This is a genomic window from Streptosporangium sp. NPDC006007 (assembly GCF_040614315.1).
Classification (GTDB): domain Bacteria; phylum Actinomycetota; class Actinomycetes; order Streptosporangiales; family Streptosporangiaceae; genus Streptosporangium.
In genome coordinates this window covers 275,317-288,123 of sequence record NZ_JBEXUG010000002.1, presented here as the reverse complement: position 1 = coordinate 288,123, position 12,807 = coordinate 275,317, and the positions used below count along the sequence as shown (strand labels likewise).

Below are 12,807 nucleotides of genomic sequence, written 5' to 3'. Positions count from 1 at the left end.
CCGTCCAGTCCCCATCGAGCGGTCTACGCCCACTCCGCCAGCAGCCTGGCCTCCTTCTCCGGGTCGATGCCGTGCCCGCCGATGCCGTGCTTGCCGAAGGAACGCTCCGCCTCGGGGATGTCGCGGAGCCAGGCCCAGGTGTCGCGGACCGTCTCGGCGACGGGACGCCCACGCAGCCCGGCCGCGTGGGCCTTCGCCGACGAGGGCAGCCAGACGCCGGCGGAGCCGGGGTCGTCGGGAGCCCAGAGCGGCAGCTCGGTCCAGGGCCGGACCTCCCGCTCCAGCAGGAACCGGTCCTTCACCCAGACGAACTCGGCGTCGGAGCCCGTCACGGCGTGGCACTCCGCCAGCCAGTCGCCGTAGGTGGTGTTGCCCCGTACCCCGCTGGTGAAGAACCGGTCGTTCACCCCCGCCTCCGCCTGGGACAGGGTGAAGGCGGCGATGTCGCGCGCGTCGATGATCTGCATCGCCACGTCCGGGCTGCCGGGGGCGAGGACCCGCCCGCCCCTGGCGATCCGGGTGAGCCACCAGGGCAGCCGGCCGACGTTCTCGTGCGGGCCCAGGATGAGACCCGGCTCGATGATCAGGGCGTTGCCGTCGAAGCCCTGTTCCACCGCGCGCTCGCAGCCCGCCTTGAGTGTGCCGTAGTCTCCATCCTCGGGTCCGGCGTCCGGGGCGCACTCGAATCGGGGTGAGCTCTCGTCGGCCGGTGCTCCCGGCCAATCGGCGCAGGCCGAGATGCTGGAGACGAACGCGTAGGTGGGCGCCCTGCCGTTCAGGGCGCGCACCGACGCGCCGACCACCCGGGGGACGTATCCGCAGACGTCGACGACGGCGTCCCACTCCCGGCCGTCGACGAGGCGGGTCAGGTCCTCGGAGACCTCTCGGTCTCCCCTGACCGCCTCGACACCGGGCAGGTCGACGCCGCTCCTGCCCCGGTTGAACGTGGTGACCTCGTGTCCGCGCCGCAGCGCCTCCTCGACGATCGCCCGGCCGAGGAAGACCGAGCCGCCGATAACCAGAGTCCTCATGGAGCCTCATTGTTCGCTCCACCCCCGAGGGGTGCCATGAGCTTTCACCCGTGGCGGAAGCGGTCCGCTCAGAGCGGATCGAGCGTCACCGGTGGTTACCGCAGGACGTGGATCCTGGCGGCGGCGATGTCGAAGTAGAGGCCCACCAACTCCAGGCGTCCCGCACGGACGAGCTGGTCCACCCGCCGGTGGGTCCGCAGGTTCTCCAGCTGCTGGATCACGTTGACCCGGCAGAGGCGATCCAGCCGGCCGTCGTCGGTGCCGTCGCTCTCGGTGGTGACGAAACGCGTCATACTGTGGTGGCCGTGGCGCAGCCACCTGCCGAGCGCGGGCAGATCCGTTTCCTTCTCGTCACCGCTGAGCAGCGCGGCCATGGCCCCGCAGCCGGAGTGACCGCAGACCGTGATGGTCCGGATGTTGAGCGCGCCGGTGGCGTACTCGATCGCGGCCGTCACCGAGTCGTCCGGCGGCACCGAGCCCTGGCGGGGGACCAGGTTGCCGATGTTCCTCACGGTGAACAGGTCTCCGGGGCCGCTGGAGGTGATCAGGTTGGGCACGATCCGGGAGTCCGCGCAGGTGATGAAGAGGTGTGAGGGTTCCTGTTTACGGGCCATCGCGTGCAGGAACGGGCGGACCAGCGGAGCCGTACGCCGGTGGAACTCCCGCGCCCCGGCGAGCAGGTCCGGCACGGTGGGATCATGCTGTTCCGGCACCGGCCGGGCGGGTACGGCGAGGCAGGTGTCCGTCGCCGTGTGGCCGGCCGGCACGGTGGACTCCTCCTCACCCGGCGCGTGCCGGGCCGGGACGTCGGAGTCCAGGACCGCGGAGCCGGGACTACGGAGATCCTGGCCCGGGGGAGCGTGGGCCTGGGGGCCGTGGACCGGCGGAGCCGGGAGCGTCGGCCGTCCCCGCCCCCGGTGGGCCCAGGGCAGCCACCAGCGGTCCGGTGCCCGTGGCGGCGACTTGGCGGGGAACATCCGGGAGCCGCTGGCGGCCATGGCGTACCACTCGTCGTGGAGCTCGTCGATGTCCACGGTGCCGCCGCCTCGCTCGTGGTCGTGCCGCCAGGTGTGGATGGCCTCGAAGGCCGCGTTGTCCATGAAGTCGATGTTCAGATCCAGCTCCACCGCGGCCCCGGCCGGGATGGCGTGCAGTTCCGAGGTGATCCTGGGCACGCCCAGGAAGGTCAGCGAGCCGCCGATCAGCACGTGCCAGCGCCCGTCGGACTCGGGCTTGGCCCGTATGGTCACCCAGGTGAGGCGGCGCAGTGCCGACAGCGCGGCGAGGCCGAGGCCGAGCAGGATGCCCTCGGCGAGTCCCATCAGCACGACCCCGGCCATGGTGACGAGGTAGATCGGTATCTCCCCGTGGCCGCGCAGGTTACGGAGATGTCCCATGTTGACCATCTGGACCCCGATGAAGATCAGCAGGGCGGCCAGAGCCTCCATCGGGATCAGCGCGATCATCCATCCCAGGAAGACGGCGAACACGAGGATCCAGACACCGTGCAGGACCGTGGAATAGCGGCTGCGGGCTCCGGCGCGGATGTTGGTGGTGCTGCGCACGACGACCCCGGCGATCGGCAGCCCGCCCATCGCGCCGCTCACCAGGTTGGCCACGCCCTGGGCGGTGAGCTCCCGATCCAGGTCGGACCTGCGGCCGGCGTGCAGCTTGTCGGTGGCCACCGCGCAGAGCAGCGACTCCACCCCGGCCAGCAGCGCCACGAGCATCACCGACGTGATGATCCCGTGCCAGTCGCCCTGAGGCCAGACCGGCGTGACCCACTCGCCCAGGTCCGTCGGCAGCTCGACCCGGGTGACGTCCCAGCCGAACGCCATGGCGGCCACCGAGGCGACGAGCAGGGCGGCCAGTGGTGCCGGGACGGCCCGGAACGGCTGGGGCAGGCGGGTCCAGCCGATCAGGACCGCGATGGTGAGCAGGCCGGCGAAGACCGCGTGGCTGTGGTTGTCGACGATCTGCCCGGGCAGTTCTACCAGGTTCTCGACCGCGGAGCGCTGTGGTCTGCCGCCGAGCACCACGTGCAGCTGGGCCAGCGCGATCACCACCCCGACCCCGGCCAGCATGCCGTGGACCACGGCCGGGGAGACCGCCAGCGCCGCCCGGGCGACCCGGGCCGCTCCCAGAAGGAGCTGGAGGACCCCCGCCAGCAGGGTTATGGTGCAGGTCGCCCGCCAGCCGTATGTCGCGACCAGCTCGGCGACCACGAGGGAGAGTCCCGCGGCGGGCCCGCTCACCTGCGCCACGGAGCCGCCCAGCAGGCCCGCCACCACGCCGCCGATCACACCCGCGGTGAGCCCGGCCACCAGTGGTGCTCCCGAGGCGACCGCGATGCCCAGTGAGAGGGGCACCGCCACCAGGAAGACCACCAGGGAGGCGGGCAGGTCGTGCCGCAGCACAGACATGATGTTGCTTGTAGTGATCTCTCTGTCGCTCTTCGTGTCCGTCCCCATGAAAGAGACGGTATGTCGTGGAAGCCTCGCCGTTAAGTGATTACCGAACCCTTTTTACAGAGGCCGGTGGGAAATCAGCGGTAATAATCGGGATAGTCCGGATCCTGCGCCCGGTGATGATTGCCCCTGGAGCTCCCGCGTCCCGACCCGTCAGGGGTGGCGGCCACCTCGGGACCGTTGCCGTAGAGGTCGTCGTAGGTCGGCCAGGCCGGGGTGCCGCCCTCCACACCGCCGGAGGCGGGCTCCGGCCAGGCGGCGGGGGAGGCGGGCGTGGCCGGGGCGGGATCGTAGCCGTAGCCCCCGGTGGGCCTGGGAGCCGTCCGCGCGCGCTCGTCACGGGGCGAGACGGTCCTGGAGGGGCCGGTAGGGGTGGAGACCGCCGGGGTCGGGCCGGTGATGTCGTCGTCGATGGTGGCCCAGCCGGAGCTCACCTCGTAGGAGGCGGAGGCGGCGGGCGGCCCGTTGTACACCGGGGTCTGGTACGAGTCGTAGGACGGCGCCGGATCGTCCAGTATGTCGGCGGTGTTCGCCGTCTGCCAGCCTCCGGAGGCGGGGGAGGTGGCCCGGGCCCAGGGGTTGTCGGAGACGGGCTTGGGCGGCTCGGGCGCGGTGCCTGCGCCGTACGGTGCCGCGAGCGGGCCGGCACCCGGTGCGGCGGGAAAGCCGCCGCTGGTGGTGGGGCCCATCGGGGGGAGCGCTCCCGAGCCGGGGGCCGGGGCGGGAGCCCTGCCGGTCGTGCCTCGGGCGGGGCCCCGGGCGGGCGTCGAACCGGTGCCGCGCGGGTAGGAGCCGTTCAGCGGGTCGTTCAGCGGGTCGGGGCGTGCCGAGGGCAGCGGGTCGGGGCGGGAGGGGGCGCCGGTGGCGGGGGGGCGCCCACCACCCCGGCGGGAGCTCGACCGCGGGGTACGGCCCTCGCCGAAGGCGCCGGGCGTGGGTGCCGCGAAGGTGACCGTCTTCTGCTCGGCGAGCGGGGCGGAGGTGGGAGCCGGGTTCGGCTGAACCGGCTCGACCAGGTCGGCCAGGCCCGGGGGCGGCGAGGCGGAGGCCGCGGCCGGAGCGGGCCGGGGCGCCGCGGACGGCGGCACGGGTGCCGAGGCGGGCACGGACCGGGACGGCTGCGGCCTGGTCGGCAGCGGGGCCTGCATGGTCACCGCGTCGGCGTCGGCCTTCGGGGATCGGTCGTTCCGCCCTGTGGGGCGGCTCGCGCCCATCCGGGCTGCCAGGGACCCTCCAAAACCGCCCTCGTCGGCCTGGAGCCGCGTCCAGTAGTCGTCGTCGTAGTCGTCGGCCTCGCCGAACTCGTTCACGCCGCGTTTACCGCGTGAACCCGCGGGCCGGGGCTGCCTGGGCGGCTTGGGCTCGTCGAACGGGGTCAGGTCAGGGCTGAAGTGGTTCATCTTCGGTTCACGCGTCGCGAAGTCGTCGATGGACAGAGCAGGCGTTTGCGCCTCCTTCTCCGCCATCTCGCGCAGGCGTTCCGCGGGGAGTGCGCTCTCCCTGCGGCTCATCGACCGCATTCCCAGTGCCACGACGACGAGCACGAGGAGCACGACGGCGACCAGGCTTACTACGACCGCGATCATTGCACCACCCTCAAGGCCATGGCCTTCCAGCGGCGCCGGTGAGGTCGCGCGGCCATCGACGCGACCTGCCCCCTTGCATCACCTGCGCTCGGACATTGGATCTGATTGTGTCGGACCACTATGAGCGTTGTCACACCCTAAGTGAAGAATCGGTAACCATTACTACCTCCGGTGTTTGGCCTGTCACTGGATGTGGGTCGTATCGAGGCGTCCCCAGGCGATCGTCTTCTCCGCGATGCTCTTCAAGGTCCTGTCGAGGGAGGCGCCCTTGGCGAGGTCGACCTTGGCGTCGAGAGCGTAGACGGTGAAACGATAGTTCTCCCGGGGGCGGCACGGGGGGGCGTATCCCACCTTGCCGCTGGTCGTTCTCCCCTCCACGGCCCCCACGGGGACGCTGCTCTCGGCCACCTCGTTGGTGCGCGGGTCGATGTCGAACACGACCCAGTTCACCTCTCCACCGGTGCGTGAGTTGCCGTCGACCACGATCGCGACCGACTTGGTGCTGCCCGGAACACCCGACCAGCGCAGCGGCGGGTTGCCCACCGACCCCTCACACGAGTAGTCGGACGGCAGGAGGGCCCCGTCTCGCAGCCGGGGGCTCGAAACGCTGATCGGCTCCAGCTGCGGCCGGGCGGCGGATGTGTAGTTGCCCACCATCCCGCAGCCTGAGGATACGACGACGAACGCCGCGGCCAGTGCCGTTCCGACGGCCTGCCGCGGGCGGCGCGTAGACGTGTTCGGCTGCCCCATGCCCGATGATGCTACGCGGGTCTGGAAGATGCGCCGACCGGATCGCAAGGTTCCATGGCGGGGAAATATGTGGGAATCGGACAGAATCGGAAGATGGAGAGAGTGAGGTTGGACACGTAGATCGGTTTCGCGGTCCTCGGCGGTCCGAGGATCCGCGGCCGGGGTGGAGACGCGGAGATCGGCGCCCGCCCATCTCGGCCTGCTGCTTCCCCGCGCCCGCCGGGCCTGTGCCGCCCGCCCGGCCGCCGCATCCGTTGGGGAGGGCACCTCTCGCCCGGCCCTCCGGGGGACCGCCGCGGAGTTCCCCGCGAAACATGTGATTCGCGGGGAACACCCGCTATAAGACTCCAGCGGGTGGAGAGATCGGCGCCCCGGCGGCCTACCCGCCGCCCAGCTCCCGGTAAGGCCTTCTGAGCAGGTCGACGAGCGGGATGTGCCGCACCCTCACCGGCGGCGGTTCCAGCATCCGCAGCAGCAGATCCGACGGGGCCGCCGCGTCCGGCCCTGGCCGCAGCCGGCTCAGCGAGACGCCGGGAGAGTAGAAGTCGGCCGTCCGCTCCTCGAACGGCACGTCCCCGGTCCGGGCCGACTCCACGTCAGCTCACCGCCAGGGGACCGAGCCGCAACAGCTCGCGCAGCCGCTCGGTGGACAGGCCCGCGATCCAGTCCTCGCCGGTGCCGACCACCCTCTCGGCGAGCGACTTCTTCCCCTCGATCATCTCGTCGATCCGCTCCTCCAGCGTGTCCAGGCAGATGAACTTTCTGACCTGGACGTTCTTCGTCTGGCCGATCCGGAAGGCCCGGTCGGTCGCCTGGTCCTCCACCGCGGGATTCCACCACCGGTCCACGTGGATCACGTGGCCCGCGGCGGTCAGGTTGAGACCGGTGCCCGCGGCCTTCAACGACAGCAGGAACAGCATCGGCTCCTCATCACGCTGGAACCGCTCCACCAGCTCCTCACGCCTGCTCTTCGACAGCCCGCCGTGCAGCCACAGCACCGGCCGGTCCAGCAGGGCGGCCAGGTAGGGCTGGAGGAGGGAGCCGAACTCGGTGTACTGGGTGAAGATCAGCGCCTTGTCCCCCTCCTCGACGATCTCCGCGGCCAGCTCCTCCAGCCTGGCCAGCTTCCCCGAGCGGCCGGCCAGTCGCGAGCCGTCCTTGAGCAGGTGGGCGGGGTGGTTGCAGATCTGCTTGAGCCGGGTCATCGTGGCCATCACGTTGCCGCGCCGCTCGATGCCATGGAAGCCGTCGATCCTGTGCAGCATGTCGTTCACCACGGACTCGTACAGTTCGGCCTGCTCCGGGGTGAGCGTGCACCAGACCTTCATCTCCAGCTTCTCCGGAAGGTCGGAGATGATGGATCGGTCGGTCTTGAGCCGCCGCAGCACGAACGGGCCGGTGGCCCGCCTCAGCGCCGCGGTGGCGCCCTCGTCACGCCGGAACTCGATCGGCTCCTGGTGACGCCTCCGGAACCGCACGGCGGAACCGAGCAGCCCGGGATTACAGAACTCCATGATCGACCAGAGGTCGGAGAGGTGGTTCTCCACCGGGGTGCCGGTCAGCGCCAGCCGGGTCCTGGCCGGAATCGACCGCACCGCCCGCGACTGCAGCGTCGCACTGTTCTTGATCGCCTGAGCCTCGTCGCAGACCACCCTCTCCCACTCCAGAGCGGCCAGCGCCCCCAGGTCGCGCAGTACCGTGCCGTAGGTGGTGACGACCAGGTCGGCCCCCCGTACGGCCGAGGCCAGCTCGTCGTCCCGCTTACGGGTGCCGCCGTGGTGGACGTGGACCCGCAGGGAGGGGGCGAACCTGGCCGCCTCCTTCTGCCAGTTGCCGACCAGTGACATCGGGCAGACCAGCAGCGTCGGGCCCGGCCTGCCGCTCTCCCGCTCCGACAGCAGCAGGGAGAGGGTGGAGACGGTCTTCCCCAGTCCCATGTCGTCGGCGAGGACGCCGCCCAGCCCCAGCCCGGACAGGAAACTCAGCCACGACAGGCCGCGCTCCTGGTAGGGGCGGAGCGTCCCCCGCAGATCCCGGGGTACGCGGACCGGGGTGAGGCGGCGGTCGGCCTCGCCGGACAGGAGGTCGCCGAGAAGGCCGTCGGCGTCCACCGTGATCAGCGGCAGCTCCTCGTCGCCCCCCTCCACGACCTCGCGGATCACCTCGCCCACGGTCCTGTCTCCCCCGCCGTGCCGCTCGACGACCGCCAGCGCCGCCTTGAGCTGCCGATCGTCCAGCTCCACCCACCGGCCCTGGACCTGGATCAGTGGAATCCCGAGCCCGGCCAGCCCGGCCAACTCCGCCGGGGTGATCGTGTGATCGCCGACGACCACATCCAGCCGGACGTTCACCCGGTCGTCCAGGCCGAGGTCCTCGCCGCCGGTGACCGCGCGCGTGGTCAGTTTCAGACCCAGCCCCTGGCGTCCTGTCCAGGCGGGCAGCAGCACGCCGTACCCGGCGGCCCTGAGCGCCGGAGCGCCGTTGCGCAGGAAGGAGAACGCCCAGGCCGTCTCGACCGACAGACCGGTCGGCTCGGGGTCGCGCAGCGCGCTGTGCAGGCCGGGGTGGAGGCGCACGGCCCGGGCCAGGTCGGTACGGAGGATTTCCATCGGCCGTTCGGGCAGCCAGGGCGCCCGCTGCCCGGCGCGGATCCGGCCGGCGGGCAGATAGTCGGCCACCACAGAGGCCGAGGGGCACCCGGCGGCGGGAGCAGGCGGGGAGCGGTCCGCGCCTGGAGCGGGCGAGGCCTGACCCGGAACGGAGGTGAGCGAGGGGTGACCCGGGGTGGGGGCGAGCCCGAACTCCACCCTCCAGGGACCGCCGTCCCGGACGGGTTCGATCAGCTGGAAACAGGCCCGCACCGGCCCGTCCAGCTGGTGCGCCGAGGCGGACCAGCCGTCGAGGGCGTCGCCGAGCGCCGCCACCTCGGCGGGCCTGCCGGCCGGAAGCGCGGCGTCCTCACCGGTCAGCGCGTACAGCCAGCGGTCGGGCAGGGGTGCTCCGAGCCCCGGCCACCGGCCCGCGATGAGCCGGCCGGGCAGCGACAGCCGGACCACGCCGTCCACCAGGCCGTTCAGCGCCTCCGTCAGCACCTCCTTTGACGGCCGCTCCTCGGGGACGGCCCTGCAGACCGGTGGCATCGCGGCGGCCACCGCGCGCAACGCGGCCCGGTCGGCGCCGGTGAGCACGGGCCGCCATCGGGCCGCGGGGACGCCCTTCTCCACGACGAGCCCGGGCAGGACGCGGCCACGCCGCACCAGGCTCCGCGCGTGCTCGGCGACCACGGAGAGGTAACGGAGGGACAGACCCGGCCCCCACTCGGGTCCGCCGGTGTTTCCGTACGCCTCGTCGTCGGCATTCGGCCAGGAGCACCCCCTGCCCGTCTCCGCGTTCACGCCCACGCCCACGTCCGTGTCCGGACCGGTTAGGGCGCCGAGCAGGTGGAGCGCGCCCGCCGGGGGGAGCAGCAGCGCGGGGACGCGCCAGGTGAGGATCCTCGGACTCCGGGCACGGCTCGCCAGGCCGGACTCGGGAGAGGGCAGCGGGCCCCCGGCCGAACCGGGCAGCCTGATGGTCAGCTCGCGCTCCTCCGCCCCCGCCACCGGACCGGCCGGGGCCCCCGTGGAACCCGGCCCGTCCGTGCCGGACCCGCGGAGCGCCTCCGCCAGCGTGGTGGCCGGGGCCGCGAACGGATGGGGGCGGAGCGCGGCCCGCGAGGCCGGGACGGCCCCGCGGGCGGTGTCCTCCGCCCAGACTCCCAGCCGCCCGTCCACCCATGCGCCGTGGACCACCAGCACGCGACCACCCCGTTCTCGTCCGTTCCCGCCGTTTTCGTCGGGCCGCCCCGGTCGCGGCCGGACCACGCGAACGTCGCCGTTCCCGCCTTCCAGGCCGTTCACGTCGTCCCGTCGGCCCGCCCCGGTCGTGGCCGAGCCGCGCGGGCCTCGCGGTTTCCGCCCTCCAGATCAGGTTAGATGCGGCTGCGGAACGCGCGGATCGCCAGCGGGGCGAAGACCACGGCGAACCCGGCGGCCCAGAGCAGCGAGATGAGCGAGGCCCCGGCGATCTCGCCGCCGATCAGCAGGCCGCGGATGGCGTCGGCCAGATGGGTGACCGGGTTGACGTTCGACCAGGTCCTCAGCCAGCCGGGGAAGGTGTCGGGACTCACCAGCGCGCTGCTGGTGAACGTCAGCGGCATCATCGCCGAGAAGGCGATCATCTGCACCTTCTCCGGGCTGGACGCCTTCAGACCGATCAGGACCGACATCCACGACATCGCCAGGGCGACCACCACCAGCAGCGCCAGCGCGCCCAGCACGCCGGCCACACTGGTCTGCACCCGGAAACCCAGGATCATGCCGAAACCGACGAGAAGAACGAACGCCCACACCTGCTTGAAGGTGTCGGCGATGATCCGCCCGGACAGCGGCGCGGTCCGGGCGATCGGCAGGCTCCTGAGCCTGTCGAACACGCCCTTGGTGATGTCGGTGTTCAGGCCGATCGCGGTGGACAGCGTGTAGAAAAGGGCGTTCTGCACCAGGAGTCCCGGCAGGGCGAACTGTAGATAGTCACCCGTCGACCCCGAGATCGCCCCGCCGAACACGTAGGTGAACAACAGCAGGAACATAATGGGCTGGATGCTCAGGTCGAGCAGCTCCCACGGGTTGTGCTTGATCTGGACCAGGCTGCGCCAGGCGAGCGTCATGGTCTGCTGCGCCGTGGTCAGCGGGCCGATGCGCCTGGCCGTGACCGGTAGGGCCGTCGAGATGGTCATGCGAACGTCTTCTCCTTCGCCGTGGCTGCGGTGTCCACCACGCCCTCGACGTTCTCTGAGGCGGGCCCGTCCTGCGGCAGATGGCCGGTGATGGCCAGGAACACCTCGTCGAGGCTGGACTTGCGCAGCGCCAGCTCGGTGGCGACGACGCCGAGCTCGTCGAGCCGCCGTACGACGGCGGGCAGGACCGCCGGGTCGCGCACCGGCACCACGGCCTTACCGCCGTTCAGCTCCGGAGAGATGCCGACCACGTCGGAGACGACCTGGACGACCAGCTCCAGATGGTCCGCCTGAAGCGGCCTGACCTCCAGGATCTGCGCTCCCGTGGTCGCCTTCAGCTCGTCGGAGGTGCCCGAGGCGATCACCCTGCCGTGGTCGAAGACCACGATGTCGTCGGCCAGCTGGTCGGCCTCCTCAAGGTATTGGGTGGTCAGCAGGACCGTCACCCCGTCGGCCATCAGGCCGCGCACGACGCTCCACAGCTCGGTACGGCTGCGCGGGTCGAGACCGGTGGTGGGTTCGTCGAGGAAGAGCACCTGAGGCCGCCCGACCAGGCTCGCCGCGAGATCCAGTCGGCGGCGCATACCGCCCGAATAGGTCTTGGCCGCCCGCCCGGCGGCGTCCGAGAGCGCGAACCGCTCCAGCAGCTCGGCGGCCCGCCGTCTGGATTCGGCTCTGGGCATGCCCAGCAGGCGGCCGATCATCACCAGGTTCTCCACCCCGGTGAGCATCTCGTCCACCGAGGCGTACTGCCCGGTGAGGCCGATCAGCGACCGCACCTGGTGGGCTTGCCGGATCACGTCGAACCCGCCGACCGAGGCCGTGCCCCCGTCGGGCCGGAGCAGGGTCGCCAGGATCCGCACGGCGGTGGTCTTGCCCGCGCCGTTTGGCCCGAGCACGCCAAGCAGCCGCCCCTGTGGCACGGCGAGGTCGACCCCGTCGAGCGCGACGGTCTCGCCGTAACGCTTTACCAGGCCCTCTGCCTGGATGGCGTATCGCATGATCAAAGCCCTTTCTATCGTTGTTCCGGCCAGGATGCCGGACCCCACCGACACTTTCGGCGCCGCCGGCATCACAGGGCCGCCCGAGAAGGGCCCGAGGAGTGCCGGAAGGGGCCGGAAGGGGCCGGGAGGGGGCCAAGAAGGGGCCGGAACGACCCGCCGGCGGACCGGCACCGCGTGCTCCGCCCACCTGGGGCAGAGGGCCACGGGTCCGAACCGCCGGTGGCGCGCGCCCCGCGCGCTCCGCCCGTCTGGGGCAGAGCTCGCGCCCCATCCGGAGGGAAACGGATCCCGGCACATGACGGTTCGCCCGGTACGGCGGGGCTTCCGCCCTCCCGGAGGGAAATCGATCCCCGCACACGACAGCCCACCCGCCGGGACAGGACCCTTTAGGCTGACAGCGTGAGAGACCACGCCAACAAGGACGGAAACGCCCCGGACGGGACCACGGCCGTGGGCCGGGTGGGTGATCGGGCCCTTGGGAGGGACCGCGTGCCGCTGCGTGATCCCGCCAACCGAGTCTCCCGCAAGGCCGTCGCGCTCTGGCTGCTGGAGCAGTTGTTCTGGTCCGCCGTCCTGATCGGCGGCTCGTTCTTTCTCGCGCGGTGGATCGACGGCGACCGATGGTCCTGGCTGCCCGGCTGGGTGTCCGGTCACATCTGGTGGCTGCCGGCGCTGATGACGGTGCTCGTGCTCCCGGCCGCGATCGCCGAGCCGTTCTGGCGTTACGCCGTGCACCGCTGGGAGCTCAGCGGGGACGTGGTCTACGCGCGTTCCGGGTGGATCAGCAGGGAGTGGGCGTTCGTTCCGGTCAGCCGGATCCAGACGGTTGACAAGGCGCAGGGCTGGTTCGAGCGGATCCTGGGACTGGCCACGGTCGAGATCCGTACCGCGTCCCACGCGGGATCGTCCACGATCAAGGGTCTCGACTACGAGGTCGCGGCCGCCCTGGCCGAGGGGCTCGCCCGGCGGGCCGAGGAGCTGAGGGACGACGCGACGTGACCGAGCCGGCCCAGCCTCCGCACCTTCCCGCGTCTGCCGGAGACCCGGGTCCCGAGCTGTTTCCGGCAGACTCTCCGCCGTCCTCCGGGCCTCTGCCCGCAGACTCTCCGCCGTCCTCCGGGCCTCTGCCCGCAGACTCTCCGCCGTCCTCCGGGCCTCTGCCCGCAGACTCTCCGCCGTCCTCCGGGCCTCTGC

At 71.7% G+C, this 12,807-nt stretch carries 9 protein-coding genes; 1 reads left to right on the top strand and 8 read right to left on the bottom strand.

From position 1 onward, the window contains the following. Positions 1-23: 23 nt before the first annotated feature. From ABZ194_RS02855 to ABZ194_RS02820, 8 genes are all read right to left on the bottom strand, one after another. Positions 24-1,031, bottom strand: coding sequence for an NAD-dependent epimerase/dehydratase family protein (locus tag ABZ194_RS02855; RefSeq protein WP_355591404.1), 1,008 nt, complete (start codon positions 1,029-1,031; stop codon positions 24-26). A 95-nt stretch (positions 1,032-1,126) separates the two neighbouring features. Continuing rightward, a complete protein-coding gene (locus ABZ194_RS02850) occupies positions 1,127-3,454 on the bottom strand; it encodes a SulP family inorganic anion transporter (RefSeq protein WP_355591401.1) in 2,328 nt (775 codons plus the stop codon). Between the two features lie 122 nt (positions 3,455-3,576). Next, a complete protein-coding gene (locus ABZ194_RS02845; RefSeq protein WP_355591398.1) occupies positions 3,577-5,085 on the bottom strand; it encodes a hypothetical protein in 1,509 nt (502 codons plus the stop codon). Between the two features lie 183 nt (positions 5,086-5,268). Then, complete coding sequence (locus ABZ194_RS02840; RefSeq protein WP_355591395.1) at positions 5,269-5,835, bottom strand: YbhB/YbcL family Raf kinase inhibitor-like protein; 567 nt, start codon at positions 5,833-5,835, stop codon at positions 5,269-5,271. 379 nt (positions 5,836-6,214) lie between these two features. Further along, positions 6,215-6,430, bottom strand: coding sequence for a hypothetical protein (locus ABZ194_RS02835; RefSeq protein WP_355591392.1), 216 nt, complete (start codon positions 6,428-6,430; stop codon positions 6,215-6,217). A gap of 1 nt (position 6,431) precedes the next feature. After that, positions 6,432-9,632, bottom strand: coding sequence for a DEAD/DEAH box helicase (locus tag ABZ194_RS02830; RefSeq protein WP_355591389.1), 3,201 nt, complete (start codon positions 9,630-9,632; stop codon positions 6,432-6,434). A gap of 173 nt (positions 9,633-9,805) precedes the next feature. Next, positions 9,806-10,609 (bottom strand): ABC transporter permease, encoded by an 804-nt coding sequence (locus ABZ194_RS02825; RefSeq protein ID WP_355591386.1) that lies wholly within the window; start codon positions 10,607-10,609, stop codon positions 9,806-9,808. Next, positions 10,606-11,610 carry an ATP-binding cassette domain-containing protein gene (locus tag ABZ194_RS02820; RefSeq protein WP_355591383.1) on the bottom strand — a complete coding sequence of 335 codons (1,005 nt, stop codon included), beginning with the start codon at positions 11,608-11,610 and terminating at the stop codon, positions 10,606-10,608. Before ABZ194_RS02820 ends, ABZ194_RS02825 begins: the two co-directional genes overlap by 4 nt. Before the next feature lie 402 nt (positions 11,611-12,012). On the opposite strand from ABZ194_RS02820, the gene ABZ194_RS02815 reads away from it, so the two are divergent. After that, complete coding sequence (locus ABZ194_RS02815) at positions 12,013-12,612, top strand: PH domain-containing protein (RefSeq protein WP_355591380.1); 600 nt, start codon at positions 12,013-12,015, stop codon at positions 12,610-12,612. The last annotated feature ends 195 nt before the right edge of the window (positions 12,613-12,807 follow it).

What these genes read in the sequence shown, in the direction of transcription:
- ABZ194_RS02855 (WP_355591404.1), bottom strand. Translation starts at nt 1,031, where the DNA reads ATGAGGACTCTGGTTATCGGCGGCTCGGTCTTCCTCGGCCGGGCGATC.
- ABZ194_RS02850 (WP_355591401.1), bottom strand. Translation starts at nt 3,454, where the DNA reads ATGTCTGTGCTGCGGCACGACCTGCCCGCCTCCCTGGTGGTCTTCCTG.
- ABZ194_RS02845 (WP_355591398.1), bottom strand. Translation starts at nt 5,085, where the DNA reads ATGATCGCGGTCGTAGTAAGCCTGGTCGCCGTCGTGCTCCTCGTGCTC.
- ABZ194_RS02840 (WP_355591395.1), bottom strand. Translation starts at nt 5,835, where the DNA reads ATGGGGCAGCCGAACACGTCTACGCGCCGCCCGCGGCAGGCCGTCGGA.
- ABZ194_RS02825 (WP_355591386.1), bottom strand. Translation starts at nt 10,609, where the DNA reads ATGACCATCTCGACGGCCCTACCGGTCACGGCCAGGCGCATCGGCCCG.
- ABZ194_RS02820 (WP_355591383.1), bottom strand. Translation starts at nt 11,610, where the DNA reads ATGCGATACGCCATCCAGGCAGAGGGCCTGGTAAAGCGTTACGGCGAG.